38 protein-coding genes are annotated in these 26543 nt (G+C 63.1%); 2 read left to right on the top strand and 36 right to left on the bottom strand.

Going from position 1 to position 26543, the window contains the following annotated elements; all coding sequences use genetic code 11:
- Positions 1–21: 21 nt before the first annotated feature.
- Together OJA40_RS13655 and OJA40_RS13650 are read left to right on the top strand one after the other, a co-directional pair.
- Positions 22–561 (top strand): HIT family protein, encoded by a 540-nt coding sequence (locus OJA40_RS13655; protein WP_208427041.1) that lies wholly within the window; start codon positions 22–24, stop codon positions 559–561.
- A gap of 25 nt (positions 562–586) precedes the next feature.
- A complete protein-coding gene (locus OJA40_RS13650; protein WP_208427042.1) occupies positions 587–1627 on the top strand; it encodes a DUF72 domain-containing protein in 1041 nt (346 codons plus the stop codon).
- 18 nt (positions 1628–1645) lie between these two features.
- Here the strand turns inward: OJA40_RS13650 and ruvX are convergent, their stop codons facing one another.
- From ruvX to rpsL, 36 genes are all read right to left on the bottom strand, one after another.
- Positions 1646–2077, bottom strand: a complete 432-nt coding sequence (gene ruvX, locus OJA40_RS13645; protein WP_011403824.1) for a Holliday junction resolvase RuvX — start codon at positions 2075–2077, stop codon at positions 1646–1648.
- Positions 2078–2143: 66 nt separating this feature from the next.
- The gene (locus OJA40_RS13640) at positions 2144–2524 is read right to left on the bottom strand and encodes an HU family DNA-binding protein (protein WP_208427043.1); all 381 of its coding nucleotides are present in this window, start codon (positions 2522–2524) and stop codon (positions 2144–2146) included.
- A gap of 39 nt (positions 2525–2563) precedes the next feature.
- Positions 2564–4804, bottom strand: a complete 2241-nt coding sequence (locus tag OJA40_RS13635) for a RelA/SpoT family protein (RefSeq protein ID WP_208427044.1) — start codon at positions 4802–4804, stop codon at positions 2564–2566.
- 199 nt (positions 4805–5003) lie between these two features.
- Positions 5004–5597 (bottom strand): 50S ribosomal protein L17, encoded by a 594-nt coding sequence (gene rplQ / locus OJA40_RS13630; RefSeq protein ID WP_208426829.1) that lies wholly within the window; start codon positions 5595–5597, stop codon positions 5004–5006.
- A gap of 84 nt (positions 5598–5681) precedes the next feature.
- Positions 5682–6668, bottom strand: coding sequence for a DNA-directed RNA polymerase subunit alpha (locus tag OJA40_RS13625; RefSeq protein WP_013061621.1), 987 nt, complete (start codon positions 6666–6668; stop codon positions 5682–5684).
- Positions 6669–6764: 96 nt separating this feature from the next.
- Complete coding sequence (rpsD, locus tag OJA40_RS13620) at positions 6765–7367, bottom strand: 30S ribosomal protein S4 (RefSeq protein WP_208426830.1); 603 nt, start codon at positions 7365–7367, stop codon at positions 6765–6767.
- Between the two features lie 110 nt (positions 7368–7477).
- The gene (rpsK, locus tag OJA40_RS13615) at positions 7478–7882 is read right to left on the bottom strand and encodes a 30S ribosomal protein S11 (protein WP_013061620.1); all 405 of its coding nucleotides are present in this window, start codon (positions 7880–7882) and stop codon (positions 7478–7480) included.
- An 87-nt stretch (positions 7883–7969) separates the two neighbouring features.
- The gene (gene rpsM / locus OJA40_RS13610; protein WP_011403817.1) at positions 7970–8353 is read right to left on the bottom strand and encodes a 30S ribosomal protein S13; all 384 of its coding nucleotides are present in this window, start codon (positions 8351–8353) and stop codon (positions 7970–7972) included.
- An 88-nt stretch (positions 8354–8441) separates the two neighbouring features.
- Positions 8442–8663 (bottom strand): translation initiation factor IF-1, encoded by a 222-nt coding sequence (gene infA, locus OJA40_RS13605; protein WP_011403816.1) that lies wholly within the window; start codon positions 8661–8663, stop codon positions 8442–8444.
- A complete protein-coding gene (gene map / locus OJA40_RS13600; RefSeq protein WP_208426831.1) occupies positions 8663–9487 on the bottom strand; it encodes a type I methionyl aminopeptidase in 825 nt (274 codons plus the stop codon). Before map ends, infA begins: the two co-directional genes overlap by 1 nt.
- A gap of 72 nt (positions 9488–9559) precedes the next feature.
- Positions 9560–10891: a preprotein translocase subunit SecY gene (gene secY, locus OJA40_RS13595; protein WP_011403814.1), complete on the bottom strand. Its 1332-nt coding sequence runs from the start codon at positions 10889–10891 to the stop codon at positions 9560–9562.
- Positions 10892–10947: 56 nt separating this feature from the next.
- A complete protein-coding gene (gene rplO, locus OJA40_RS13590) occupies positions 10948–11418 on the bottom strand; it encodes a 50S ribosomal protein L15 (RefSeq protein ID WP_208426832.1) in 471 nt (156 codons plus the stop codon).
- Between the two features lie 139 nt (positions 11419–11557).
- Entirely contained in the window at positions 11558–12085 is a 528-nt protein-coding gene (gene rpsE / locus OJA40_RS13585) for a 30S ribosomal protein S5 (protein WP_011403812.1), read from the bottom strand.
- A 50-nt stretch (positions 12086–12135) separates the two neighbouring features.
- Positions 12136–12495, bottom strand: coding sequence for a 50S ribosomal protein L18 (gene rplR / locus OJA40_RS13580; RefSeq protein WP_208426833.1), 360 nt, complete (start codon positions 12493–12495; stop codon positions 12136–12138).
- 75 nt (positions 12496–12570) lie between these two features.
- The gene (gene rplF, locus OJA40_RS13575; RefSeq protein ID WP_208426834.1) at positions 12571–13125 is read right to left on the bottom strand and encodes a 50S ribosomal protein L6; all 555 of its coding nucleotides are present in this window, start codon (positions 13123–13125) and stop codon (positions 12571–12573) included.
- Between the two features lie 67 nt (positions 13126–13192).
- The gene (rpsH, locus tag OJA40_RS13570) at positions 13193–13594 is read right to left on the bottom strand and encodes a 30S ribosomal protein S8 (RefSeq protein ID WP_011403809.1); all 402 of its coding nucleotides are present in this window, start codon (positions 13592–13594) and stop codon (positions 13193–13195) included.
- A 93-nt stretch (positions 13595–13687) separates the two neighbouring features.
- On the bottom strand, positions 13688–13957 hold the full coding sequence (gene rpsN, locus OJA40_RS13565) for a 30S ribosomal protein S14 (RefSeq protein ID WP_208426835.1): 270 nt from the start codon (positions 13955–13957) through the stop codon (positions 13688–13690).
- 74 nt (positions 13958–14031) lie between these two features.
- Entirely contained in the window at positions 14032–14607 is a 576-nt protein-coding gene (gene rplE, locus OJA40_RS13560) for a 50S ribosomal protein L5 (RefSeq protein ID WP_208426836.1), read from the bottom strand.
- A 133-nt stretch (positions 14608–14740) separates the two neighbouring features.
- Positions 14741–15112: a 50S ribosomal protein L24 gene (gene rplX, locus OJA40_RS13555; RefSeq protein ID WP_118838571.1), complete on the bottom strand. Its 372-nt coding sequence runs from the start codon at positions 15110–15112 to the stop codon at positions 14741–14743.
- 53 nt (positions 15113–15165) lie between these two features.
- Positions 15166–15534 (bottom strand): 50S ribosomal protein L14, encoded by a 369-nt coding sequence (rplN, locus tag OJA40_RS13550; RefSeq protein WP_011403805.1) that lies wholly within the window; start codon positions 15532–15534, stop codon positions 15166–15168.
- A gap of 84 nt (positions 15535–15618) precedes the next feature.
- Positions 15619–15927 carry a 30S ribosomal protein S17 gene (gene rpsQ, locus OJA40_RS13545; protein WP_208426837.1) on the bottom strand — a complete coding sequence of 103 codons (309 nt, stop codon included), beginning with the start codon at positions 15925–15927 and terminating at the stop codon, positions 15619–15621.
- A 60-nt stretch (positions 15928–15987) separates the two neighbouring features.
- Positions 15988–16197: a 50S ribosomal protein L29 gene (rpmC, locus tag OJA40_RS13540; protein ID WP_043552137.1), complete on the bottom strand. Its 210-nt coding sequence runs from the start codon at positions 16195–16197 to the stop codon at positions 15988–15990.
- A 47-nt stretch (positions 16198–16244) separates the two neighbouring features.
- Entirely contained in the window at positions 16245–16682 is a 438-nt protein-coding gene (gene rplP, locus OJA40_RS13535; protein ID WP_011403802.1) for a 50S ribosomal protein L16, read from the bottom strand.
- 60 nt (positions 16683–16742) lie between these two features.
- Complete coding sequence (gene rpsC, locus OJA40_RS13530) at positions 16743–17453, bottom strand: 30S ribosomal protein S3 (RefSeq protein ID WP_011403801.1); 711 nt, start codon at positions 17451–17453, stop codon at positions 16743–16745.
- A 61-nt stretch (positions 17454–17514) separates the two neighbouring features.
- Positions 17515–17880, bottom strand: coding sequence for a 50S ribosomal protein L22 (gene rplV, locus OJA40_RS13525; RefSeq protein WP_208426839.1), 366 nt, complete (start codon positions 17878–17880; stop codon positions 17515–17517).
- An 88-nt stretch (positions 17881–17968) separates the two neighbouring features.
- A complete protein-coding gene (gene rpsS / locus OJA40_RS13520) occupies positions 17969–18262 on the bottom strand; it encodes a 30S ribosomal protein S19 (RefSeq protein WP_011403799.1) in 294 nt (97 codons plus the stop codon).
- Positions 18263–18337: 75 nt separating this feature from the next.
- Positions 18338–19189, bottom strand: a complete 852-nt coding sequence (gene rplB, locus OJA40_RS13515; protein ID WP_208426840.1) for a 50S ribosomal protein L2 — start codon at positions 19187–19189, stop codon at positions 18338–18340.
- Positions 19190–19241: 52 nt separating this feature from the next.
- Positions 19242–19541 (bottom strand): 50S ribosomal protein L23, encoded by a 300-nt coding sequence (gene rplW, locus OJA40_RS13510; RefSeq protein ID WP_011403797.1) that lies wholly within the window; start codon positions 19539–19541, stop codon positions 19242–19244.
- A gap of 56 nt (positions 19542–19597) precedes the next feature.
- The gene (gene rplD / locus OJA40_RS13505) at positions 19598–20245 is read right to left on the bottom strand and encodes a 50S ribosomal protein L4 (protein WP_208426841.1); all 648 of its coding nucleotides are present in this window, start codon (positions 20243–20245) and stop codon (positions 19598–19600) included.
- Between the two features lie 73 nt (positions 20246–20318).
- The gene (gene rplC, locus OJA40_RS13500) at positions 20319–20945 is read right to left on the bottom strand and encodes a 50S ribosomal protein L3 (protein ID WP_208426842.1); all 627 of its coding nucleotides are present in this window, start codon (positions 20943–20945) and stop codon (positions 20319–20321) included.
- Positions 20946–20998: 53 nt separating this feature from the next.
- Entirely contained in the window at positions 20999–21493 is a 495-nt protein-coding gene (locus OJA40_RS13495; RefSeq protein ID WP_208426843.1) for a hypothetical protein, read from the bottom strand.
- Positions 21494–21498: 5 nt separating this feature from the next.
- Positions 21499–21810, bottom strand: a complete 312-nt coding sequence (gene rpsJ / locus OJA40_RS13490) for a 30S ribosomal protein S10 (protein WP_011403794.1) — start codon at positions 21808–21810, stop codon at positions 21499–21501.
- An 82-nt stretch (positions 21811–21892) separates the two neighbouring features.
- Complete coding sequence (tuf, locus tag OJA40_RS13485; protein WP_208426649.1) at positions 21893–23083, bottom strand: elongation factor Tu; 1191 nt, start codon at positions 23081–23083, stop codon at positions 21893–21895.
- 87 nt (positions 23084–23170) lie between these two features.
- Complete coding sequence (fusA, locus tag OJA40_RS13480; RefSeq protein WP_208426648.1) at positions 23171–25291, bottom strand: elongation factor G; 2121 nt, start codon at positions 25289–25291, stop codon at positions 23171–23173.
- Between the two features lie 73 nt (positions 25292–25364).
- Positions 25365–25838, bottom strand: coding sequence for a 30S ribosomal protein S7 (rpsG, locus tag OJA40_RS13475; RefSeq protein ID WP_208426647.1), 474 nt, complete (start codon positions 25836–25838; stop codon positions 25365–25367).
- A gap of 47 nt (positions 25839–25885) precedes the next feature.
- Positions 25886–26260, bottom strand: coding sequence for a 30S ribosomal protein S12 (gene rpsL, locus OJA40_RS13470; protein WP_011403790.1), 375 nt, complete (start codon positions 26258–26260; stop codon positions 25886–25888).
- Positions 26261–26543 lie beyond the last annotated feature (283 nt).

Below are 26543 nucleotides of genomic sequence, written 5' to 3'. Positions count from 1 at the left end.
TTCACCCACCTGCCGCGGCTGATGGATCGCATGTGGAGCCCCTGGCGCTCGGCCTACGTGTCGGAGGCCAACGACCGCGAGCCCGCCGACGACGAGTCGATTTTCACGGCCCTTCTGCGGGAGGAGCGGGACGAGGAAAACCTCATCCTCTGGCGGGGGGAGCACGTGTTCGTCATCATGAACCGGCATCCCTACAACAGCGGCCACCTTCTCATTCTCCCCTACCGCGAGGTGACACAGTACGACGCCCTCAGCGCCCCCGAGCAACAGGCCCTGACGGCCGCCCTGGACCGGTGCATGGGGTGGCTCCGGGAGGCGGTCTCCCCCGACGGCTTCAACGTCGGAATGAACCTGGGCCGCGCGGCCGGGGCCGGCATTCCGGACCATCTCCACGCCCACGTCGTGCCCCGCTGGGACGGAGACACCAACTTTATGGCCACGACCGCGAACACGAAGGTGCTCCCCGAAGACCTGCAAACCACCTACGGCAAGCTCCGCGCGGCCATGGCCCCCGACGCCCGCGACACGACGAAGCCCGCCGCACAGACGCCCTCCGAGTGACCCACACGTTTCCCCACCCTGCTCCATGAGCACGGCTTCGATCGACGACCGCCGCACCACAGTCGACGCGTACGACTTTCGGGGCATACACCCGCACGTCCGCTTCGGCACGGCCAGCAACCGATACGGCGGCTGGATCGGTCAGATCTACCCCCCCGAGCGGTACGCCGATCAGGTGTCAACCCGGTCTCGCAAGATGGGCGGCGAGACCTTTACGGAACGACGCGTGCCCATCGAGTCGGTGCGCGACTACTTCGAGCACTTTGAGGTGCTCGAGCTCGACTTCACCTTTTACCGTCCGCTGCTGGAGGAAAACGACGAGCGAGGCTCCAACCACCACGTCCTCTCCAACTACGCCGAGCACGCCCCCGCCGACGCCTCGTTCCTGGTCAAGGCCCCCCAGAAATTCTTTGCCCGCACCCTCCGCCGGGACGGACAGTTCGTCGACAATCCCAGCTTTCTCGACGCTGAGGGATACGTGAGCACCTTCCACGAGCCGGCCCTCGACATCCTGGGCGATCGGCTGGACGGCATCATTTTCCAGCAGGAATACCAGCGCGTGGCCGACAGTCCTCGCCCCGACGAGAACGTCCGCCAGCTCGACGACTTCTTTGCGGCCCTCCCCGATGCCCCGCAGCCCCACATCGAGCTGCGCTCGGAGCACCTCCTGCGCGGCCCCTACTTCGACTGGCTCGCCGAGCGCGGGCTGGGGCACGTCTTCAGCCACTGGACCTGGCTGCCGCCCCTGCGCCGGCAGTGGTCAATGAGCGGCGAGCGGCTGACCGCGGCCGACGGGCAGGTCGTCACCCGCCTGCTTACCCCGCGCGACACGAAGTACGCGGAGGCCTACGCGACGGCCCATCCCTTCGAAGAGCCCGTCGCCGAGCTTAGCGAGACCGAGCAGGCCCACACCATGGTCCTCGACGTAACGGCGCTGGCGTTCCGGGCCGAGGCCCACAACGCGACGCTCAACGTGATCGCGAACAACCGGGCCTGGGGCAACGCCCCCGACCTCAACCGGACCGTAGCGCACCGCATCCTGGACCACGTCGAGGGCCGCGAATAAAACAGGTGGTTGCTCCTCCTACCCCGTGCGGTTCAGGAACCCCTGCAGAATGACCGCCGCGGCGGCCGCGTCGACGCGGCCCTTGTCGTACCGCCCCGGCTGGCTCACCCCCGCCTCCCGGAGGAGATCTTTCGCAATCTCGGAGGTGTAGCGCTCGTCTTCCCGGGCGACCTCCACGGTCCCCAGGGCCTCGCGGATGCGCTCCACGTACGCCTCCACCATCTCCGTGGCCTCCTCTGCGGTGCCCTCTTCGGTAAGCGGCCAGCCCACGACAATGCGGGCGATGCCGTCCGCGTCCCGCAGCGCCTGGAGCACGTCGAGGGCCTCGTCCGGCGCGTAGGTGCCGTGGGGCTGGGCGAAGAGGCGCAGGGGATCGGCCACGGCCACGCCGACGCGCTTCGTGCCGACGTCGATCCCCACGACGCGGGCCTCCGATGAGAGTGTGCTCACGATAGACGGGTGCTCACAATGGACTGGCGGGCACGGTGTAGTGGAGAACCTGACGTTCGGCGGATGCTACTCGTCGTTCGCCTCCCCGTCGTCTCGTTCCGCGCTCCCCTCCGGCACCTCGTAGCCCAGCTCGCGGAGCGGCGTTTTCAGCACCTCCTCCACCCGCTTGCCGGGCCGGAACAGGGTCTTGCGCCGGCTGGGCACGAACATCGGCTCGTTGGTCTTGGGGTTGCGGGCCGTCGGCTTGGCCTTCGTCTTCTTCACCTCAAACACCCCGAAGTTGCGAAGCTCAATCCGCCGCTCCGGGTCCGCCTCAATCATGAGATCGCCCAGGGCCGTGAGGACGGACCGTACCTGCTCTTTGGCTTCGTAGAGGGGACACTCCTGAATGTTGGCGACGCGGCGGGCCACGTCTTCCTTCGTTGCCGTATCGACTTGGTCTGCCATCGAGGGAGGAACGTGTGTCAGAGTGCAAGCGGGGCTCAGCTATTCTTTGAACCGGTACACCCCTTGAATGCCGTCGATGCGCTTGAGGCGCTCGGTGAGGCGCTGCAGGTGCTCCAGGTCCGAGACGTGGAGCATGATCGTTCCTGAGAAAATGCCGTCCTCGGTGTCGATCGTGATGGACCGGATGTTCGTCTTCAGGTTTTTGGAGATGACCGTCGTAATGTCGTTCACCATCCCCACCCGGTCCTCGCCCATGAGGCGCAGCGCCGCGACAAACTGGACGTCCTTCTGGTGGCTCCAGTCGACGTCCAGAATGCGATCGGCCTTGTTAACGAGCAGGTCCGACGCGTTGCGGCAATTGGAGCGGTGAATGTTCACCGTGCCCGTCTTGCTGACGAAGCCGAACACCTCATCTCCGGGGATCGGGTTGCAACAGGAGGCGTAGTTGACCGCCAGGTCTTTTTGCACCTCCCCGTCGATGACGAGGGCCTGTTTCTCGGTCTCCTGCGCCGCGTCGAGAAACTGTTCGTACTGCTCCCGGAGCGACTCTTCGTCGAACTCCTCGACGGTCTTCTCTTCCGGCTGGGTGTTGCCCTTTATGTAATCGACAAGCTCATCCGGGTCGTAAAGCCCCTTCCCAATCTCGTAAAACAACTGCTGGAGGTCGGGGAATTTGAGCTCGTGGGCCACCTCCTGTAGGTCCTGATCGCTGATCTCGAGGTCCGCCTGGTCCTTCGTCTTGCCCCAGATCTCCCTGCCCAGCTCCACGGCCTTGCGCCGCTCCTCGTTCGTCCACTTCCGAATGCGGCTCCGTGCCTTGTGGGTCACGACGAAGTTGATCCAGTCCGGGCTGGGGTTCTGCTTCTCGGACGTGATCACCTCGACCTGGTCCCCACTCTCCAGCTCCTGCGAGAGCGGCACCATCTTCCCGTTCACCTTCGCGCCGAGGCACTGCATCCCCACCTCCGTGTGCACCTTGAACGCAAAGTCGACCGGCGTGGCCCCCTGCGGGAGCGTAAGCAGGTCGCCCTGCGGGGTGAAGACGTAAATCTCCTCGTCGTAGAGGTTGAGCCGAAACTCCTTGACGAACTCCGTGGCCTCTTCCGGCTCCGGGTTCTCGAGAAGGTCACGCACCCACTCCAGGAAGCGCTCCATCTCCTCGTCCACGTTTTCCGTCCCCTCCTTGTACTTCCAGTGCGCGGCCACCCCCCGCTCGGCCACCTCGTGCATCTCCTGCGTCCGAACCTGGACCTCCACCCGGCGCCCCCCCGGCCCAAAGACGGTCGTATGCAGGCTCTGGTACCCGTTCGACTTTGGCACCGAGATGAAGTCGCGGAAGCGCTCGGGAAGCGGCTTGTACAGGTCGGTCACCAGTGAGTAGACGCGCCAGCAGTCCTCCTTTCCCGTCCGGCCGCCGCTCTGCAGGATCACCCGGATCGCGAAGATGTCGTAGATCTCATCGATCGGCTTATTCTTCCGCTCCATCTTGCGGTGAATGGAGTAGACGTTCTTGACGCGCCCCTTGATGTCGAACTCAAACCCTTCCTCCTCCAGGTGCTCCGCGAGCGGTTCAATAAACCCGGCGATGTAGGCCTCCCGCTGCTCGGCCATCTCTTCGAGCCGGTCCACGATGTGGGTGTACGCCTCGGGGTCCAGAACCTTAAAGCTGAGATCCTCCAGCTCGCTTTTGATCTTGAACAGCCCGAACCGGTGGGCGAGGGGCGCGAACAGCTCCTGCGTCTCACTGGCCTTTTGGAGCTGCTTCTTCTTCGGAAGCGCCTCGATGGTGCGCATGTTGTGGAGCCGGTCCGCAAACTTGACCAGAATGACGCGGAGGTCCGACGCCATCGAGAGCATCAGCTTGCGGACGTTTTCGGCCTGGCCGAGCTTCTGGCTGCTGAAGACGCCCTCGATCTTCGTGAGCCCGTCGATGATGGTCGCCATGGTGTCCCCAAACTCGTCCCGAATGAGGTCCAGGGAGAGCTCGGTGTCCTCCACCACGTCGTGGAGCAGCGCGGCCGCCACGCTCGTATCGTCGAGCCCAATGTCCCGGGCCACGATGGTTGCCACCCGAAGCGGATGGCTGACGTACTTCTCCCCCGACTCGCGCCAGTCGTTGCGGTGGGCCCAGTAGCTCAGCCGGAAGGCCCGGCGAATCATGTTTTCGTCGACGGTGGGAAGATGGGTCCGGCAGCACGACAGCAGCTCCTCGAGACGCTCCTCATACTTCGGATCGATCTCGATCTCGCTCTTCTGCGGGACGGCCGACGCCTGAATCATAGGCAGGGTGGAGAGGACAACTTGAGGATCGTGCTCATGCTGTCTTTAAATTCCAGGGGGACCGTAGGTTTCCCTCATGCCCCGGTCGGGCCGCGGGTGCCCCCGCCCCCCCCCCAACGCCCGCCCCACATAGCAAAAGGCGCCGTGAGCCGCTCACGACGCCCTGCGTTGTCCAGAAAAATGGGAAGCCGGCCAGTAGCTAGGTGTTGTCCTCTTCGGCTTCCTCCTCTTCCCCTGCCTCATCCTGCTCGGCGTCGGCGGACGCCTTCCCCGCGGTGGCCTCGTCCGCCTCCACGGACTCCGATTCTTCATCGGACGAATCGCCCGACGAGGAAGCGTCGGCCTGCTCTTCCTCGGTTGACGTGCGACGCCCCTTTCCACTTCCCCGGCGCGTTCCTCCGGATCCGCCCTGTCCGGTATCGGTCGGGGGAACGTCGTTGTAGTCGACGAGCTCAATCAGGGCGAGCTCGGCGCCGTCGCCGGAGCGCTGCCCGAGCTTAATGATTCGCGTGTACCCGCCGGGCCGGTCGCCCACGCGCTCGGACACCTCACCGAAGAGTTCGTCAATCGCGTCGTTGCTCTGGAGGTGCCGGAAGACCTCTCGGCGGTTGTGCTGCGTGTCCTCCTTGGCCCGCGTGATCAGCGGTTCCACGAACGGGCGCAGGGCCTTCGCCTTCGCCACGGTCGTGGTGATGCTCTTGTTCTCGATCAGCGCATTGGAGAGGGACTGCAGGGTGCGCTTGCGGTGGGACGCCGTGCGCCCGATCTTTTTTCCTTTCTTGCGGTGTCGCATTGGTAGTCTCTAACGGGTGACGAATCGCGATGCAGTGCGGACGGAACCATCCAGGTAAAGCCCCGAGGCCGTTCTCGGCGGGCGCTAGGACGCTTTCTTCTCTTCGAGGTACTCCTCCACGTCCATGCCAAACTGAAGCCCGCGCTCATCGAGGACCTCCACGAGCTCCTGAAGGGACTTGCGCCCGAAGTTGCGGAACTTGAGCATCTCGTCCTCCTCGCGACGCACAAGGTCCCCGATGGTCTTGATGTTGGCTGCCTTGAGGCAGTTGTGCGAGCGCACCGACAGGTCGAGCTCGTCGACCGGCTGCGCGAGCAGCTCGCGGATGCGCTTGACCTCCTCGTCGACCTCCTGCTCCTCCACGACCGGCTCGGGCTCCTCCTCCAGCTGAATGAAGAAACTTACGTGGTCCCGGAGGATCGAGGCCCCCTGTGTGATCGCCTCCTCCGGCGTAAGAGACCCGTCGGTCTCCACGTCCAGGAGCAGCTCCTCGTAGTCGATCTTCTGCCCCACACGGGTCGGCTTGACCTCGTAGTTGACGTTCTTGATCGGGGTAAAGATCGAATCGATCGCAATGACGCCGATCGGGTCGTCCTCCCGCTTGTTCTCCTCGGACGGAACGTATCCACGGCCGTACCCGACCCGGAGATCCACGTTGACGACGGCGTCTTCGGCGAGGGTTGCGACGTGCTGATCGGGATTCAAGACGTCATACTCCGCGGTGGCCTCGTCGATGTCGGCGGCCGTCCAATTGCCGGGCCCTTCGAGGTTCAGGTGGAGATGGCCCTCCTGCATCTCGTCCGCCTTGAACCGCACTTCTTTCAGGTTCAGGATCAGGTCGGCCACGTCTTCGGTGACGCCCGGAATGGTCGAAAACTCGTGCTGGACGCCGTCGATCTTGACGGCCGTGATGGCGAGGCCGCGCAGGGACGACAGCAACACGCGACGGAGGGCGTTTCCGATGGTCACGCCGTAGCCCCGTTCGAGCGGCCCCATGACGAATTGACCTTCGGAATCGGAGACCTCCTCGACGTGGACGCCTTCCGGCATCTGAAGCCCGTGGTTACTCATACGCTCGGATCAGCAAGTTGTAAGGAATAATGTCGTGGTTTGGATCGAGCGCGTCGTGGTGCGCTCGGCGCGGTGGGCGCGGGACGCCGCCCGACTCTACTTCGAGTACAGCTCGACGATGAGCTGCTCGTCGATGTTTTCGGGAATCTCTTCCCGGTTCGGATAGTCGATGAACTTTCCCTTCATCTCCTGACGGTCCATCTCCAGCCAGGAGAAGGTCCGTTGCCGATGCTCCACGTTCGTCTGGATCACCTCGAGGTCCTGACTGCTCGGCTTCACAGACACGACGTCGTCCGGAGACATCTCGTAAGAAGGGATGTCCACGACCTCGTCGTTGACCATGATGTGGCGGTGCGCCACAAACTGGCGGGCCTGGCGACGCGTCCGGGCAATGCCCATCCGGAAGACCGCATTGTCGAGGCGGGCCTCCAGCAGGATCAGAAGCTTTTCGCCCGTCACGCCCTGCATGCGGGACGCCTTGTCGAACAGGTTCTTGAATTGACGCTCAAGCAGCCCGTAGGTGTACTTCGTCTTCTGCTTCTCCTTCAGCTGCACGGCGTATTCGCTCTCCCGTCGCCGGCGCGACTGGCCGTGCTGCCCGGGCGGGTATGGCTTTCGCTCCAACGCCTTGGAGGGCCCAAAGATGGGCTCCTTGAAGCGTCGGGCGATTTTTTGCTTCGGACCTCTGTAGCGAGCCATAATATTCGGTGTCGGGTGTCAGGTGTTGTGTACAAACAGGGCGAGGGGTGCGGGGCGGGGCCTCGAGGCGTGTCGCCCCGCGGGGCCCGCCCGCTTCGCGCGGGATCGGTTCAGACGCGGCGGCGCTTTGGGGGGCGGCAGCCGTTGTGGGGAAGCGGCGTCACGTCGCGGATGCTCGCCACTTCCAGCCCGGACTCGGACATGGCCCGGATGGCCCCCTCTCGCCCCGACCCCGGTCCTTTCACGTACACGTCCACGCGCCGAAGGCCCAGCTCGTAGGCTTCGTTGGCCGCAGACTCCCCGGCCTTCTGGGCGGCGTAGGGCGTGTTTTTGCGGCTTCCCTTGAAGCCCATCTTGCCGGCACTCGCCCACGAGATGGTGTTCCCGTACTGGTCGGTCAACGTCACGATGACGTTGTTGAACGTGGCCTTCACGTACGCCCGACCGTTGGATTCAACGACAACATTTTTCTTACGGGGCGTGCGCTTGCCCCCTCGATCGTCTCCGTCAGCCATGAAACTATTCGGTGTTTGTCTTGGGAGAGAACCCGGCGTGCAGCGTTGGCCCGTGCCGGGATGGAAATGCAAAGTGCCGAGGCCGCCCTACTTCTTCTGGGTCGACTGGCTGCGGCCCGCCACGGTCTTCCGCTTGCCCTTCCGGGTCCGGGCGTTGGTCCGCGTGCGCTGGCCGTTGACGGGCAGCCCCTCGCGGTGCCGCTTGCCGCGGTAGCACCCGATTTCTTTCAGCCGTTTGATGTTCATCTGCACCTCAGTGCGGAGCTGGCCTTCGACGGTGTAGTCTTCCTCAATAATGCGCCGCACACGCTTGGTCTCGCTCTCGGTCCACTCACGGGGGCGCTTGTCTACGCTGACCTCTGCTTTCTCCAGGATCTCACTGGCCCGCGACTGGCCCACCCCGTAGATGTCGGTGAGCGCGATTTCTCCACGCTTGTCGTCCGGCACGTCAACTCCTTCAATTCTCGGCATGACTTGTCAGTTGGGTTCGTTCTAGAGTCCGAGCAGCCACTACGCACGCTCCCCGCCCCGCAGCTTCTCCCGCCTTCCGGGGAGAAGGCTAGTTCTTGTAGCGATACACAATCCGCCCCTTGGAAAGGTCATACGGGGACATCTCGACCTTGACCCGATCCCCCGGCAAAATCTTGATATAGTTCATCCGCATCTTTCCGGAGAGGAGCCCGAGGATCTCGTGGCCGTTCTCCAGTCGAACGCGAAACTGCGCGTTGGGGAGTGCTTCGATAACTTCCCCGTCTTTCTCGATGGCCTCTTCTTTTGCCATTAGCGAATGGTGGTTTCTGTAAGAGCGTCAGCTTCGTAAGGGGGGTCGATCACGTCTTCAATGTATCCGTAGTCGGAGAGAACCTCCGGCTCTCCGTCCCGCACGACCACCATATGCTCGTAGTGGGCGGAGGGAAGTCCGTCGGCGGCGCGCACGGTCCATCCGTCGTCGTCGGTCACAACCCGGGCCGTGCCCCGGTTAATCATCGGTTCGATGCAAATTGAGAGGCCGGGCTTCAACGAACGGCCGCGCCCCGGGTCCCCAAAGTTTGGCACCTGCGGATCTTCGTGCAGATCCTGACCGACGCCGTGCCCCACAAGGTCGCGCACCACGCTAAACCCCTGGGACTCGCAATGCGACTGCACGGCGTGGCTGATGTCGCCCACCCGTTGGCCGGCAACCGCCTGTTCAATCCCCCCCAGAAGAGCCCGGTGGGTTGCGCGGCAGAGCGCGGCGTCCTCTTCGGCAATGTCCCCGATGGCAAACGTATACGCCCAGTCGCCGTAATAGCCGTTCAATTTTGCCCCACAGTCGATGGACAGGAGGTCGCCATCCTGAAGCGCATAATCGTCCGGAATGCCGTGTACGACCGCATCGTTGACGGACGTGCACAGCGTGTTGGGAAAAACGTTGTCCCCCACCTGATAGCCCTTGAATGCGGGCTCCCCTCCCTGTGTTCGGATGTACTCCTCCGCGACGGCGTCAAGCTCCCGCAGCGTCGCGCCCACCTCAATGTGGCGGGCCACCTCGGCGAGCGTCTGCCCGACGAGATTGGCACTCTCGCGCAGGCAGTCAATTTCGCGTTGGCTTTTCAGATGCACCATAGAAGCTCCGAAGGTTCGGTTCCAGAGGCGGGACAACCACCGCATGAAAAAGCTCGTTCAGTCGCAAAGGGCCTAGAGGCCCCCGCCCTGCCGGGGGCTGCGCATCTTGCCACTTTTCATAAAGCCGTCGTAGTGGCGCATGAGCAGGTGGCTTTCGATCTGTTGCAGGGTATCAAGGGTCACCTGCACGAGAATGAGCAAACTCGTCCCCCCGTAAAACATCGCGAATCCTTGCGATACCCCCGCCTGCATCGCAAAAGCCGGGAAGATGGCCACGAGGCCAAGGAATATAGAGCCCGGGAGCGTGATCCGCGTCAGAACAGTGTCGATAAACTCACTGGTCTGCTTGCCGGGCCGGATGCCCGGAATAAACCCGCCCTGCCGCTTCATGGTGTCGGCCATCTCCTGCGGGTTCACCGTGATCGCGGTGTAGAAGTACGTGAAGAACACGACCACCACGAAGAAAACCGCCGAGTAGCTCATGCTGCTAATGTCCGAGAACCAGCCGCCGACCCGCTGCATCGTCGCATTGTTCGGGAAGAACGACGCGATCGTTGACGGGATGAACATGATCGACTGTGCGAAGATGATCGGCATCACGCCCGCCGCGTTCACCCGAAGGGGAAGGTACTGGGTCGTTCCGCCCTGCACCTTCTTCCCCACCACGCGCTTGGCGTACTGCACCGGTATCCGGCGCATGCCCTGAGACACCAGGACCACCGCCCCCGCCACGAGCACCCAGACCCCGATCTCAACGAGCAGGATGAAGAAGTTGTCGCCAATTAGGCCGATTTCGTTGTAGAGAGCCTGGGGCAGGAACGCGATGATGCCAATCGTGATGATCAGCGAGATGCCGTTCCCGATGCCGTCTTCGCTGATGCGCTCCCCGAGCCACATCACAAACGCCGTCCCACTGGTCAACACCACGACCGTCGTGATGGTGAACAGGGTCGAGTTGATCACGACGGCCCGCCCGGTGGCCCCCGCCAAGAGGTTGATCGAGTACCCAATCGACTGCAAGGCCGTGATGCCGATCGTCCCGTATCGGGTGAGCTGCGTAATCCGTCGTCGCCCCTCTTCGCCCTCCCGCTGTAGCTTTTGGAAGTACGGGACGACGGCCCCCATCAGCTGAATGATGATGGACGCCGTGATGTAGGGCATGATGCCCAATGCGAAAATGCCAGCCTGCTTGAACGCGCCCCCGACGAACATGTCGAGGAAGCCGAAGAGGCCCCCGCCTCCTTCTTGGGCCCGCACCTGCGCGAGGGCGGCCGCATCCACCCCGGGGAGGGTCACATGCGTGCCCAGCCGGTAGATGAGGAGGATGCCGAGCGTGTACAGAATGCGCTCCCGGAGCTCCTGCACACTCCAGATGTTGCGGATGCTTTCGGCAAAGCCAGCCATGAGTCAGCCTCGTTGATGCGTAAGCCACGGGGAAGAGGGGCCCGACGCCAACCAGCTCACTGGTCGACAACCGTTACTGAACCGCCCGCCTGCTTGATCTTTTGTCGGGCCGATTCACTGAAGGCGTGCGCCTTGACCTCAAGCGCATCGAACAGGTCGCCGTCGCCCAGAATCTTGACCCGGTTGGCGGTTCGGACCACTCCAAGGTCCGCGAGCACCTCCGGCGTGACGGGATCGTCCCCGTCCAGGACCTCTTCGTCCAACAGCCGTTGCAGGCGCTTGACGTTCGCAATGGCGTAGTCGGTGCGAAAAGGGGCGTTGTTGAACCCGTGCTTCGGGACCCGCTGAAAGAGCGGCGTCTGTCCCCCCTCAAACCAGATCGGGCGCGTCCCTGCCCCCGATCGGCTGCTCTGCCCCTTGGTTCCGCGGGTCGAGCTGTGGCCGCCCCGCCCGGAGCCCTCGCCTCGTCCGAGGCGCTGTCCCGCTTGGGTCGCCCCTTCTGCCGGCTTCAGATTACTCAAATCCATGTCGATCCGTCCGTCCTTGTGGTAACTCAAATGACGTGCGCAGTGACGTGCGCGTGCGGTGCTTATCTCCGGGCGCCGGGCCCACCGGGGTGCAAGTTGAGACCGGTCGCCCCCCGAGGGTTGCGTCGGGCCCCACCCACTACCCGTTGAACACCTTTTCGAGGGGGATGTCCCGTCGCCGGGCCACCTCCAGGGCATCCTCGGTCTCCGCGAGGGCGTTGATCGTCGCCTTGACCTGGTTGTGCGGGTTGGACGTGCCGAGCGATTTCGTAAGCACGTTTCGGTACCCGGCACACTCAAGCACGGCCCGGACGCCTCCGCCCGCAATTACTCCGGTTCCCGGCGAGGCCGGCTTCAGGAGAACCTTTCCGGCGTCCTGCTTCCCCACCACCTTATGGGGAATCGTGCCGTCGCGCATCGGGACGCGGATGACGTTTTTCTTCGCGTCGTCCGCTCCCTTCGAAATGGCACTCGAGACCTCGTTGGCCTTGCCCAGGCCCGTGCCGACGAGGCCGTCCTCGTTTCCGACGACCACGACGGTGTTAAAGGAAAATCGACGCCCGCCCTTCACGACCTTCGAGACCCGGTTGACCGACACAAGTCGATCCACCCAGTTTTCCTGCCGCTTCTCGGCGTTGACGCGCTTCTGTTCTTTTCGATCCGCCATGTCTGTACGTGGTGCTCCGTGCGAGGATAGTTGCTACGATCGTCGGGGGACTACAGCTGAAGGCCGCCGTCACGGGCGCCCTCCGCCAAGGCCCGAACGCGTCCCTGATACTTGTACCCCCCTCGGTCGAAGACCGCCTTGTCGATGCCTGCCTCTTCGGCCCGCTCGGCGAGCAGTTCGCCCACCGACCGGCTTTCCTCCGTCGGGGTCTCCCCCCCTACGTCGTCCGCCAGGCTCGACGCGGAGGTGAGCGTATGCCCCTCCATGTCGTCAACCAGCTGGGCGTAGATGTGCTCGTTGGACCGGTAGACCGACAGGCGGGGACGCACCGAGGTCCCAAACATGGACTCCCGAATGCTGTCGTGAATTCGCTGTCGGCGTTCGACCTTTTCTTTTTTACCCTTTGGCATAACCGCTGTGTCGTCGTGGTCGTTCGATGGAAGCAAGCCGGCCCCGCAATGCGGGGCACGACCGAAGAGAAGGGACTAGCGAGCCGCCGTCTTGCCGGCCTTGAGGGGCACGTGCTCGTCCACGTACCGCACCCCTTTTCCTTTGTACGGCTCCGGGGGACGGAGGCTGCGAATTTTCGCCGCAACCTGTCCCACCAATTCCTTGTCGATGCCCTCCACGATGATGATGTCGTCCTGGCCCCGGTCCGCATCCACCGACACCGCGACATCACTCGGCGGCAGGAAGTAGATCGGGTGCGAATAGCCGAGGGCGATCTCAAGGGTCTCGTCGGACATCTGGGCCCGGTAGCCCACCCCAATGATCTTCAGCTCTTTCTTGTAGCCCTCCGTAACCCCCTCGACCATGTTTACGATGAGGGACCGACTGAGGCCATGCAGCGAGCGGTGCCGCTTCTGGTTGGTCGGGCGCCGGACGACCACGTGGTCGTCGGCAACTTCTAGGGTCATCTCCGGGTCAATCTGCTCCGTGAGGGTCCCCTTCGGCCCTTCGATCGTCACTACGTTGTGATCGTCGACCGACACGGTGACGTCGTCACCGAACGGGATCGGGTTGTCTCCTATTCGAGCCATGGATTCAATCGTTCGTCTCGTGCAACGGAGTTGGCGGGCAGGCACGCCCGTGAGTGCAGGGGCGTGGTTAAAAGACCTTGGCCAGCACTTCGCCGCCCACCCCAAACCGGCGGGCTTCCTTGTCGCTCATCACGCCCCGGGACGTCGACAAAATGACGATGCCGAGGCCGTTTTTCACTTCCGGCAGGTTGTCCGAGTCCGCATATTCGCGGCGTCCCGGACGCGAGACCCGCTCCAGCATCCGGATGGCCGGCTGGTCGTACTCGTCATACTTCAGGTAGACCCGGAGGAGGCCCTGCTTCTCATCGTCGATGTTGACGAAGTTCTTAATGTACCCCTTTTCGAGGAGAATCTGGGTCATGGCCCGCTTCAGCTTGGAGGCGGGGATGTCCACATAGGTCTGCTCCGCCTCCTGCGCATTGCGGAGTTGAGCCATGTAGTTCGAGACGGGGTCGGAAATACCACTCATTTCGGGCGTCGAATCGTCGGTTCGGAAGGGGACTCGGGGGCCAAGAGGGAGGGGGCCGCTCTGGCTGTGCTCGCAACCGCCGGGGCGCAGCGGCTACCAGCTCGATTTCCGGATGCCCGGAATCTTGCCTTCGAGGGCAAGCTCGCGGAAGCAGATTCGGCAGACGCCAAACTTGCGGAGATACCCGCGCTGCCGGCCGCATAGCTTGCACCGGTTGTTCTGGCGAACGGGACTGGAGTCTCGGGGAAGCTTCTGCAGCTCGACCCACTTTTCCTCCTCTTTGAGCCGCCGCCGCTCCTCCTTGTGTTTCTCGTAGAGTCGTTCCCGCTTCTCTTCACGGGCAATCCAGCTTTTCTTGGCCATATCGTCGGTGTGTAGAATCTGTCCTGTGTAGATCTAAGCGCGCACGGGAGGCGTCGCCAGAACGCCAGTCGTCACTACGCCTCGGCTGGCTCTTCGTCTCCACGCCGGACGAACGGCATGCCCAGCCCCTTGAGGAGGGCGTAGGACTCCTCGTCGGTTTCCGCGTCGGTCACAAACGTGATGTCCATGCCGTCAATGCGGTCGACGTTGTCCACGTCGATCTCGGGGAAGATGATCTGCTCGTCGATGCCAAGTGTGTAGTTGCCATGGCCGTCGAAACTGCGGTCGGGCACGCCCCCAAAGTCTCGAATGTTGGGCAGGGCGAGCGTGACGAGCCGGTCGAAAAACTCGTACATCCGAGCCTCCCGGAGGGTCACCTTCACGCCGACAGGCATTCCCTCCCGCACGTCGAAGCTCGCGATGCTTCGCTTCGCGCGCCGAATGGTCGGGTGCTGGCCCGTGATCTTCCGCATCTCCTCCACGGCCTGGTCAAGGGCCTTCTGGTTCTCCGAAACCTCCCCGACCCCTCGGTTGACGCAGATTTTCTCGAGGCGGGGCACCTCCATCGGGTTCTCGTACCCAAACTGGTCCGTCAGCGAGGGACGAACCTCGTCCTGGTATTGCTTCTGAAGTCGCGGAACGTCGGCCATAGCTCAAAGGGTCAAAGCTCGGAAGTTGCGCCGCGGCCTCCAGAATAACTCGGCGGCCGCAGACGTTGAAAATCGATGATGCACGAGCGGGGTTCCTGTTGCACGGGCGATTCATGCCGCGCGTCGCCCCAAACTAGTCGTCGAGTTCCTCCCCAGTCGTCTTGGCGTACCGCACCCAGCGGGACCGGCCGGTGTCCGGATCCTCCACCTTCTTTCGGCCAATCCGCGTGGCCTCGCCGTTGCTGTCAATCGGGTTGACGTTGGAAACGTGAATGGGCGCCTCCCGCTCAGTTCGTCCCCCCTCTCGGTTGGAGCGGCTCGGCTTCTCGTGGAAGACGCGCACGTTGACGCCCTCCACAATCACGCGCTGCTCGTCGGGAAACACCTTCAGAACCTTTCCCACATACCCGGCTTCTCGGTCCTCGCCGGCGGATTTGGCGGACGTGATGGTCTTGTTAAGCATGACCATATCGCCCTGCTTAACGTGTAACTTGTTCTGAGCCATGGGCTTCGCGGTAGATGTTGGTTCGCTAGTGCAACCGGGATGACCCGACGGAGCTACAGCACCTCGGGAGCAAGGGATACGATGCGCATGAACTGCTTCTCGCGGACCTCCCGCGCCACAGGCCCAAAGACGCGCGTCCCGACCGGCTCCTCCTCCTGGTTAATGAGCACGGCCGCGTTCTCGTCGAAGCGGATGTAGGTGCCGTCTTCGCGGCGCGTCTCCTTGGCGGTCCGTACCACGACGGCCCGGCTCACGTCGCCCTTGTTGATCTCTCCGCTCGGAATGGCCGACTTGACGGAAACCACAATCTGATCCCCGATGCCGGCGTAGCGGCGTCCACTACTGCCGAGCACACGGATGCACTGTGCTTCCTTGGCCCCGCTGTTGTCGGCCACGTTGAGTCGCGTCTCTTGTTGAATCATGGGTGTCGTCCAGGTTCAGTGTTCGAAGTAAAAAGGCCACATGGGGGCCGGAGGGGTCCGGGCCGCCGCTGAAGGATGCGTCCGTTACTTGGCCCGCTCAATGATCTCAACAAGTCGCCATCGCTTGTTCTTGCTAATGGGACGCGTCTCCATAATCCGGACCGTGTCCCCTTCGTTGGCCGCGTCGTCTTCGTCGTGGGCCATGAACGTGGAGGACCGTTCCAGGTACTTCCCGTACATCGGATGCTTCATCTGGCGACGGACGGACACGGTGATGGTCTTGTCCATCTTGGCCGACTCGACGACCCCAATGCGCTCCTTGCGGTCGTTTCGGTCGACGGCTTCGTCCTGCTCGTCCGTGTGCGTGTCGGTATGCTCTTCAGTCTGCTCCATAATACCCTATCGGCAATGTGATCGTCTGAGTGGGTGCATCGGCGGGCGCGGCGGAAACGGCTATGCGGGCTCCTCCTCAACGGCCTGCTTTTCGTTGCGAATCGTTTTCAGGCGGGCGATGAGACGGCGCTTGGTCCGAAGGAGCATCGGGTTCTCTAGGCGTCCCCGGATGGCGTGCTGGAATTGAAGCTCTTCCAGCTCTTCCTCCTCCTCGTCAATCCGCGTCTCAATTTCCGCGATGCTGAGGTCTCGAATCTGGTCGGCATCCATCAGTCTAAATGGCTTGGGTGAACGGGCCCGAACACGCACACACGAACCTACTCCTCGGCCCGTGAGCCCGGACGGACCACAAATTTTGTTTTGAGCGGCAGCTTGTGCTTGCCCAGGCGCAGGGCCTCTCGTGCCGATTCTTCGTCGGCACCGCCGCCCACCTCAAAGATGACGTTGCCCGGCTGCACCGGCGCGACGAAGTGCTCGGGCTCCCCCTTGCCCTTCCCCATCCGCGTCTCCGCCGGGGTCTTCGTCTTGGGCTTGTCCGGAAACACGCGGATCCACACCTTTCCGTCCCGCTTCAGGTAGCGGTTGATCGCCACCCGGGCCGCCTCAAGTTGGCGGCTGTTGACCTCGCCCTCCTCGAGGGACTTCAGGCCGTAGTCGCCAAAGCTGAGACGGGTGCCTTTCACGGCGTACTTGTTCCGCTTCAGGCCCTGGTTGCGCTGGACCTTGCGGTGCTTTGTGTCTTTGGGCTCTAGCATGGGTCGTAAAGGCAGGTGCGTGTGATCGGTTTAAAGAGGGTGGGCCGCCGACGCAGGAGGTCACCCCCCGCGGCGCTGGCGACGCTGCTGGGGCGACTCTTTCATCTTGCGCTGTTGCGCCTGCACGTTCGGGCTCAGGTCCGGCTTGCCGAGGATCTCGCCGCGGTGAATCCAGACCTTGACGCCGATTGTGCCGTAGATTGTAAGAGCGGTCTCCTGGGCGAAGTCAATGTCTGCACGAATCGTGTGGAGCGGCACCCGGCCCTCCATGTACTCCTCGGTGCGCCCCATCTCGGCCCCGCCCAGACGCCCGGCGGCACGGATGCGCACCCCTTCGGCCCCCATGCGCATGGCGGCCTGCATGGCCTGCTTCATGGCCCGCCGGAAGGAGATTCGCCCCTCCAGCTGCTGCACGATGTTTTTCGCCACGAGCGTAGCGTCGAGCTCCGGACGCTTGATCTCGCTGATGTTAATCTGAATGTCCTTGCCCGTAAGGGTCTCGAGCTCTCCCTTCAGCTTCTCAACCTCGGACCCGCCCCGGCCAATCACGACGCCCGGACGGCTCGTGTGGAGGGTCAGGATGACCCGTTCCGGCGTGCGCTCAATCACGGCCCGGCTCAGGCCGGCGCGCTTGAGGCGCGTGTGCAGGTAGCGGCGCAGTTCCTCGTCCTCGACGAGTTTGTCCTGGAAGTTGGTCTCGGAGTACCAGTTGGAGTCCCAACCCCGGATGGCGCCGAGGCGAAAGCCTATGGGGTGTGTTTTCTGGCCCACGGGTGTGTACCTCGTGTATTAGTTCAGAGAGCAACGTGTGATGTCGAAAACGGCATGCAGGCTACGCGGCCGCCTCTTCGGGGTCCTCCTCCTCGACCGCCACGACCACCTTCAGGTGGGTCGTGCGCTTGCGAATGGGCGCCGCACGGCCTCGGGCGCGCGCCTGGTGGCGCTGGAACGTCGGGCCCTCGTCGGCCCGAATCTCCTTGAGCTTCAAGGCCCCTTCGTCGAAGCGCTCGTCGTGCTGGTCCATCAGGTTGTAGACGGCGGAACGGATCGTCTTCTCCACGACGCCGGTCACCTTCTGCGGCATGTAGTCCAGAATCGCAACGGCCTCGGGCACACTCCGATCGCGCACCAGGTTGATGACGCGACGCATCTTGAGGGGAGAGCTCCGAATGTGCCTGCGGACGGCTCGTGCTTGCATGTCTCGTCGTGCGGTTTGCGGGGAAAATCAGGGTCGCGGAGCAGGGATGGGCGCTCACTGGGGTCCAGCCGGCGCCGTCAACCGGGCACTACTGTCCCGGCTTGCGGATCCGTTGGTCCACCTTTGCCTGCGAGTGCTCCGTGAATGTACGCGTCGGGGCGAACTCGCCGAGCTTGTGCCCCACCATGTTCTCCGTCACGTACACCGGGATAAACTGGTGTCCGTTGTGAACGGCAAACGTGTGGCCGACGAAGTCCGGCGTAATAATCGAATCGCGGCTCCAGGTCTTGATGACCTTCTTTTCGTCGGACTCGTTGAGCGCGTCGACCTTGCGCTGCAGCTTGTAGTATACGTACGGGCCTTTGCGTAGAGAGCGAGGCATGTCGTCGGGGAAGTTTGAATCCGAAAGTGTAGGCGGCTCGCGGGTGGGGTCGAGGGCCCCGGCTGATCGGGACGATTACTGGCCCCCGGCTCCTTGTTTCGACTCCGTGCGGCGCCGGATGATGTACTTGTTTGATTCCTTGTTGCGCTTGCGGGTCTTGTACCCCTTCGCCGGCACGCCCTCTCGGGACCGGGGATGGCCGCCGGACTTCAGGCCCTCACCGCCGCCCATGGGGTGGTCGATCGGGTTCATCGCCACGCCGCGGGTGCGGGGCCGACGACCGAGCCATCGCTTCCGACCGGCCTTGCCGAGCACCACGTTCTCGTGCTCGACGTTGCTGGTCGTGCCGACGGTCGCCCGGCACTTCGAGGGCACGAGGCGCGTCTCCCCGCTCGGAAGTTCAAGCGTCGCGTAGTCGCCTTCGCGGGCGGTAAGTTGGGCGTGCGTGCCCGCGGCACGAACCATCTGAGCCCCCTTCTCCGGCGTCATCTCGACGCAGTGAACCTTCGTTCCCAGCGGAATGCTGGTCAGCGGAAGGCAGTTGCCCACCTCAGCCTGTGCCTGCGGGCCGTTCATGACCGTATCCCCCACCTCCAGCCCGTCGGGCGTAATGATGTACCGCTTCTCCCCGTCGGCGTAGGCGAGCAGCGAAATGCGGGCCGAGCGGTTCGGGTCGTACTCAATCGTCTTCACCGTGGCCGGGATGCCGTCTTTGTTGCGCCGCTTGAAGTCAATCTTGCGGTAGCGGCGCTTATGGCCGCCCCCCCGGTAGCGCATCGTCATGCGGCCCTGGTTGTTGCGGCCCCCACTGTTCGGGAGGGGCTCCAGCAGACTGCGCTCCGGATCGGTGGTGGTGATGTCCTCCTTGTCGTCCACCGAGTACTGGCGCTGGCTGTTTATGGTCGGCTTTCGCTTTTTAATCGACATGGCGCTGGGTTGTCAGCGGTTCAAAGGGTCGTACAGGCTTAGGCAAGGGCACCTAAATGCCCTCGAAGAAGTCAATCTGTTCCCCGTCCGGGTCCAGGTCCACGATGGCCTTCTTGAAGCCGGAGGTCCGGCCCTCAATCATGTTTCCGTCACGGAACTGGCGACGACGCTTCCCCGGGACGACCTGGGTCCGGACGTCCTCGACCTCAACGCCGTCGTAGCGGTGTTCCACCGCCCTCCGAATTTCGGTCTTCGTGGCGTCGAGCCCGCACATGAAGGAATACTTGCCCTCCTGCATCTGCTGAGTGGTCTTTTCGGTCACGTAGGGGCGAATCAGTACGCGTTTGCTCATGGGTCAACGGTGCTCGTTGGGGAGTGCAACAGGCAGATCGGAACCGGGGACGGGCGCTACGCCGGCACGGCCTCGTCGGTTGAAAGGACGTCCGTGAGCCAGTCGAGCGCGCCCTCCTGGAGCAGAACGACGTCGGCGTCCAGGATGTCGACCGTGTTGATGCTTTGGACCTCCTGCACGTTCACGTCCGGAAGGTTCTGCGAGCTCAAGTAGACCTCACGTTCCACCTCGGCGGTTGCGAGCAGAATGTCCTGCCCCTCCACGCCCAGCAGGTCGAAGAGGTCCGTAAGCCCTCGGGTGTCGGGCCGGTCCAGCGAGAAGTTCTCGATCACCTGGATGTTGTCGTTCGCGGCCTTGTACGAAAGGGCGGACCGCCGGGCCAGGCGCTTCTCCTTCTGGTTTAGGTCGTGGGCGTAGTCGCGAGGCCGCGCCCCATGGGCCCGTCCTCCGCCCCGACGGATGGGCGACTGGGCGTCGCCGACCCGGGCGTTTCCGGTTCCCTTCTGGCGATAGAGCTTCCGGCCAGACCCCCGCACTTCGCCGCGCTCTTTGGTCTTGCTCGTGCCCTGTCGCTGATGGGCCTGAATGCGCTTCACGTCCAGCCAAATGATGTGGTCATTCGGCTCAATGTCGAAGACCGTCGGGTCGAGCTCGGCGGTTTCCCCCGACTCTACCCCGTCGTCTTGGTAGATGTCAACGTCCATGGGTTCGTGGCCTCAACAGTTTGCAGTGCATCGATGCGGAAGCTGGGCGGACGCCCAGGCTTTCGCGGCTCCTCTATTTCTTGTGCAGCTCTACGTATTCGCTCTTCGGCCCCGGCACGGAGCCGTGGATAAGAATGGCGTTCTGATCCGCAAGTATTCGGACCACGCGGAGGTTCTGAATCTTGGTGCGCTCGCCGCCGGTCTGGCCCGCCATGCGGACGCCCTTGAAGACGCGCGACGGGTCCGCCGACGCGCCAATCGATCCGGGGTGCCGCTGGCGATCGGACTGGCCGTGGGTCATCATGCCGACGCCACTGAAGCCGTGGCGCTTTACCACGCCCTGAAAGCCTTTTCCCTTCGACACGCCGACCACGTCGATTCGCTCGTCCTCCTGGAAGAGGTCCTCAACGCGCACGACATCGCCGAGGTCTACGTCGTCGCCGAAGTCGCGGAATTCGGAGAGCATGCGCTTGGGCGGGCACCCGGCCTTCTCAAAGTGGCCCAGCATGGCCTGTGTCACATTTTTCTCCTTCACGTTGTCGAAGCCAAGCTGCACCGCGCGGTAGCCGTCACGGCCCTCCGACTTCACCTGCGTCACGACGTTGGGCCCCGCCTCCACGACCGTGCAGGCCACGTTGTTGCCCTCGTCGTCGAAGACGCTGGTCATTCCGACTTTCTTTCCAATCAGTCCGCTACTCATAAATGTGATCTCCGTGCAATGGTATGTCCATCGTTGGGAAGTCCTGGCCGGGGCTACTCCGCCATCGGCGCAAGGATCATTTCCACGTTCAGTCCTTCACTCCAGGCCGTGTCCGGGAAAAGCGCCTGCAGAAAAGGGCGCGAGCCTGCCCGAAGCGTAAACACCGCCCGGCTGGCTTGAAAGCTATACGTCCAGGTCACTGGGCCGAGCCGCCCGAACCCAGTCGCCATCTGCAAGTCGTCTCCTCGAGGCAGCACCACGGCGCCGGACGCAAGTACGACCGTCGAATCCCCCGACACTCGCTCTGTGATCCGGTACCGTCGTCCATTTTCCTGCTGGAATGCAATCTGTACCTTTCGGTCCCCAAGCTCCGGGGTGAGCGATCCGTTCAGCTGTCTAATTCGCCAGGGCCCGTCGCCTTCATCGGAAAGCCGCTGGTAGAGCGAGGCTTGCTGTGAGCCCGCCCCGTCACAGCCGACGAGTAGAACCCCTCCGGCGCAGAGCAGCGCTCCGACCACTCCCAGAAACACTGGGGGAGAGAGGTTCACTGGCGTCACACCTTGATTTCTACGTCCACGCCGCTGGGCAGCTCAAGCTGCATGAGCGAGTCGACCGTGTCGCTGCTCGACGAAAGGATGTCGATGAGGCGCTTGTGGTGGCGCCGCTCAAACTGCTCGCGGCTCTTCTTGTCCACGTGCGGGCCTCGCAGCACGGTGTAGATCTTCTTTTCGGTTGGCAGCGGCACTGGGCCACTCACAACCGCACCGGTCGACTTGACCGTGCGGATGATTTTCTCCGCACTCTTGTCGATCAGCGTGTGGTCGTACGACTTGAGCTTGATCCGTATGTCCTGCTGCGCAGCCATGTATCCGTATCGGGTTTCGAATGCAGAGTGTTGGCGAACAGGAGGCGGCTGTCTTTGCCCGCCTCCTGAAGCCGCAAAAGTCCTAGTCCAGGATGTCGGTCACCACCCCGGCGCCGACCGTGTGCCCCCCCTCCCGAATCGCAAACCTCAACCCCTCCTCCAGCGCCACCGGCTCAATCAAACTCCCCTCAAACGTCGCGTTGTCCCCCGGCATCACCATCTCTACCCCCTCCGGCAGCTCAATCGACCCGGTCACATCGGTCGTCCGAAAGTAAAACTGCGGCTGGTACCCGTCGAAAAACGGCGTGTGACGACCCCCCTCCTCCTTGCTGAGCACGTACACCTCACACTCAAACTCCTTGTGCGGCGTCACCGTCCCCGGCTCCGCCAGCACCATCCCCCGCTTGATCTCCTCCTTCTCAATCCCACGGAGCAAAATCCCCGCGTTGTCCCCCGCCTCCCCCTCCTCCAGCGTCTTGTTGAACATCTCAATGCCGGTGACCACCGAGTCCATCTTCTCCTCCTGCATCCCGACAATCTCAATCTCATCCTGCAACTCAACCTTCCCCCGCTCAATCCGGCCGGTCACCACCGTCCCCCGGCCCGTGATCGAAAAAATATCCTCCACCGGCATCAAAAACGGCTTCTCCACGTCCCGCTCCGGCGTCGGAATGTACTCGTCAACCGCCGCCATCAGCTCCATGATCTTCTCCTCATGCTCCTCGCTGGACTCGAGGGCCTGCAGCGCCGACCCCCGCACCACCGGCACCTCATCGCCAGGAAACTCGTACTCGGTCAAAAGCTCCCGGACCTCCATCTCCACCAGCTCCAGCAGCTCCGCGTCGTCGACCAGGTCGGTCTTGTTCATGAACACCACCAGGTAGGGCACCCCCACCTGTCGCGCAAGCAAAATGTGCTCCCGGGTCTGCGGCATCGGGCCGTCGTCGGACCCCACCACAAGAATCGCCCCGTCCATCTGCGCCGCCCCCGTCACCATGTTCTTCACGTAGTCCGCGTGCCCCGGGCAGTCGACGTGGGCGTAGTGCCGGTTCTCCGTCTCGTACTCGACGTGGGACGTCGCAATCGTAATGCCGCGCTCCCGCTCCTCCGGCGCGTTGTCGATCGCCTCAAAGGTCTGCTCCGCCGCCCCGCCGACACGCTCGGCCAGTACCTTCGTGATCGCCGCCGTTAAGGTCGTCTTCCCGTGGTCGACGTGACCGATCGTTCCTACGTTCACATGCGGCTTCTCCCGCGCAAACTCTTCCTTGGCCATGGTGATGTGTGGTGGGTGTGTGCGTGTGGATTCGAATAAGGCTAAAAGGAGGCAGACACGAGACCCGTGTCCCGTGGCGCCAGCGGGCTAAGCCGCCGCGCCCATGGTCTGCTCGTCCATAATTTCGGAGGCAATCTCCTCGGGGACCGGCTCGTAACTCCCGAACTGCATCGTATAGATGGCCCGTCCCTGAGACAGGGAGCGAAGATCCGTCGAGTACCCAAACATCTCCGACAGCGGCACCTCGGCGTTGATGACCTGCGCGTCGTTGCGCTGCCCCATCTGACCGATTTGGCCGCGGCGTCCATTGAGGTCACCGATGATGTCCCCCATGTAATCGTCCGGGGTCACCACCTCCACCTCCATCACCGGCTCCATCAGAACCGGGCTGGCGTGACGGGCGGCCTCACGGAAGCCAAGCCGGCCGGCAATCTCGAAGGCATTCTGGTCAGAATCGACCTCGTGGTGGTCCCCGTCGTAGAGGCGCACCCAGACCCCCTCGATTGGGTATCCGGCCAACGGCCCGTCTTCCATGGCGCTCTCGATGCCGCGCTCGACGGATGGGATAAACTCCTTCGGAATGACCCCACCCTTGATCTCGTTCTCAAAGATCAACCCGCTCTCTTCTTCTTCCTCTGCGGGAATCGGGCCGACGTCCATGTAGACCTCGGCAAACTGCCCGCGTCCTCCGGACTGCTTCTTCAGAACGTAGTGCTCGTCGATGGTGTCGGTGAGGGCCTCCCGGTAGGCGACCTGGGGCTGGCCGACGTTGGCCTCCACCTTGAACTCCTGCTTGAGCCGGTCGATGATAATCTCGAGGTGAAGCTCCCCCATTCCCGCAATGATCGTCTGCCCCGTTTCCTCGTCGGTGCGGACGTTGAATGTCGGGTCCTCCTCGGCGAGCTTCGTGAGGCCGTTGGTCAGCTTGTCCCGGTCGGCCTTGGTTTTGGGCTCGACCGCGATCCGAATGACCGGCTCCGGGAAGTCCATGGATTCGAGCACGACCGGATGATCCGGGTCGCAGATCGTGTCTCCGGTCTTGAGGTTCTTCGGGCCGACCACGGCGGCGATGTCCCCGGCCCGGATCACGTCCACGTCCTCCCGGCTGTCGGCGTGCATGAACATCATGCGCCCGATGCGCTCGTCCTCGTCCCGGGTGGGGCTGTAAACGCGGGACCCAGACTCCAGCGTGCCGCTGTAAACGCGGACGAACGTCAGCTTCCCGACGTACGGGTCCGTGGTAATCTTGAACGCGACCGCACTGAAGGGCTCCTCCTCCCGCGGATGGCGGGTGATGTCCTCCTCCTTGTCCTGCGGGTGGTGGCCCGTAATGGCGGGCACGTCGTTCGGGCTCGGAAGGTAGTTCGTAACCCCGTCAAGCACGCGCTGCACGCCCGTGTTCTTGAGGGCAGAGCCGCAGAACATCGGCGTCATGTCGCGGTTGAGCGTTGCCTTCCGGATCACCGTGTGCAGCTCGTCGGGCTCCACCTCCTGGTCCTCGTCGAGGTACTTCATGAGCAGCTCGTCGTCGTACTCCGCGACGCTCTCCAGAAGGTTGATGCGCCAGTGTTCGGCCTTCGACTTCAGGTCGTCCGGAATCTCCCTCACATCCCACTGCATGCCCTGGGACTCGTCGTCGTAGATGATGGCCTTGCCTTCGATGAGGTCGATGACCCCTCGAAACATGTCGCCCGCCCCGATGGGATACTGCACCGGGACCGGATTGGCGCTGAGGCGGTCCTCCATCATCTCGAGGACGTTTTCGAAGTCCGCCCCGGTTCGGTCCATCTTGTTCACGAACCCGATCCGCGGCACGTCGTATTTTTCGGCCTGGCGCCAGACCGTCTCCGACTGCGGCTCCACGCCCCCAACCGCACAGAACAGGGCAATCGCCCCGTCCAGCACGCGGAGGGACCGCTCCACCTCGACCGTGAAGTCGACGTGGCCCGGCGTGTCGATGATGTTAACCCGGTGGTCATCCCAGTAGCAGGTGGTGGCCGCCGAGGTAATGGTGATGCCCCGCTCCTTCTCCTGCTCCATGAAGTCCATGGTCGCGGCCCCCTCGTGCACCTCCCCCATCCGGTGCAGCCGCCCGGTGTAAAAGAGAATGCGCTCCGTGAGGGTGGTCTTCCCGGCATCAATGTGGGCCATGATGCCGATATTTCGGGTCTTCTCCAGCGGGAAACTCTCGTTTGTCTGCGTAGCCATGGGTATAAAGCTCAAAGTTGGGTACTTGAACGCTCAGCACAGACCGGGTGGCGGCCCGATCCGTCCAGCAAATCTAGAACTGGAAGTGAGCGAAGGCCTTGTTGGACTCGGCCATGCGGTGCGTGTCGTCCTTCTTCTTTACGGCACCGCCTTCGCCGCGAGCGGCATCGACCAGCTCACTCGCAAGGCGATTCACCATGCTTTTCTCATTCCGGGCCCGGGCGTACTGAATGATCCAGCGGAAGGCCAGTGTAATGCGCCGTTCGGGACGCACCTCCGTGGGCACCTGATAGGTGGCCCCGCCCACGCGGCGGCTCCGCACCTCTACGAGAGGAGCGGCGTTGTTCACGGCCTTCTTGAAGACCTCCAGCCCTTCCTCCTCTCCCGTGCGCTCCTCAATCACGTCGAACGTGTCGTACACGATGCGCCGGGCGAGGCTCTTCTTGCCGTCCCGCATGATGGCGTTGACGAACCGGGCGACCATGTCGTCCCGGTAGACGGGATCCGGCTGGGTGGTGCGCTGCTCAGGGGCCTCGTTTCGTGACATAGGGAAAGCTGGCTGTCGTCAAGAACAGGGTTCAGTGGAGCGGCGTGCTACTCACGCGGCTTCTTCGTGCCGTACTTCGAGCGGCCCTGCCGACGCTCCTCCACGCCGGCGGTATCGAGGGCGCCCCGCACGATGTGGTACTTCACGCCCGGCAGGTCCTTCACGCGCCCACCGCGAACGAGCACGATGGAGTGCTCCTGCAAGTTGTGCCCCTCGCCCGGGATGTACGCGGTAACCTCGTTGCCGTTGGTCAGCCGCACACGCGCCACCTTCCGGAGCGCCGAGTTCGGCTTCTTCGGCGTAGTCGTGTAGACCCGCGTGCACACCCCGCGTCGCTGCGGGCTGCCTTCCAGCGCGGGGGCGTCGCTCGTTTCCTCTTCGGTCTTTCGCCCTTTTCGAATCAACTGCTGCGTCGTCGGCACGTCGGTGTTGGTCGTTTGTCGGGACGATGTCGGAGGGACGTCACGGGTGCGTACTTGGCTGTTCTCAAGTATGCACACTTTCTAACTACCGTCCGTCTGGCAGTCAGGGTCCTAAATGCGGGGCAAAGAAGAAATGAAAACAACTCTTCCGGCCCCGGCCGCCAGCACGGGGCCCGAAAGCTCGCCTATTTTGGTATACCGCTCTGTATCGGTTGACCAATCTTTTCTGCGAACCGAGGGCTAAGAAAAAGGCAAGCCGCAATTGCGCTTGCCCAACTGTTTC

The sequence above is a fragment of the Salinibacter pepae genome, from assembly GCF_947077775.1.
Taxonomy (GTDB): domain Bacteria; phylum Bacteroidota; class Rhodothermia; order Rhodothermales; family Salinibacteraceae; genus Salinibacter; species Salinibacter pepae.
Note: the sequence above shows the minus strand (reverse complement) of the source record. Positions and strands in the feature narration are given on the sequence as shown.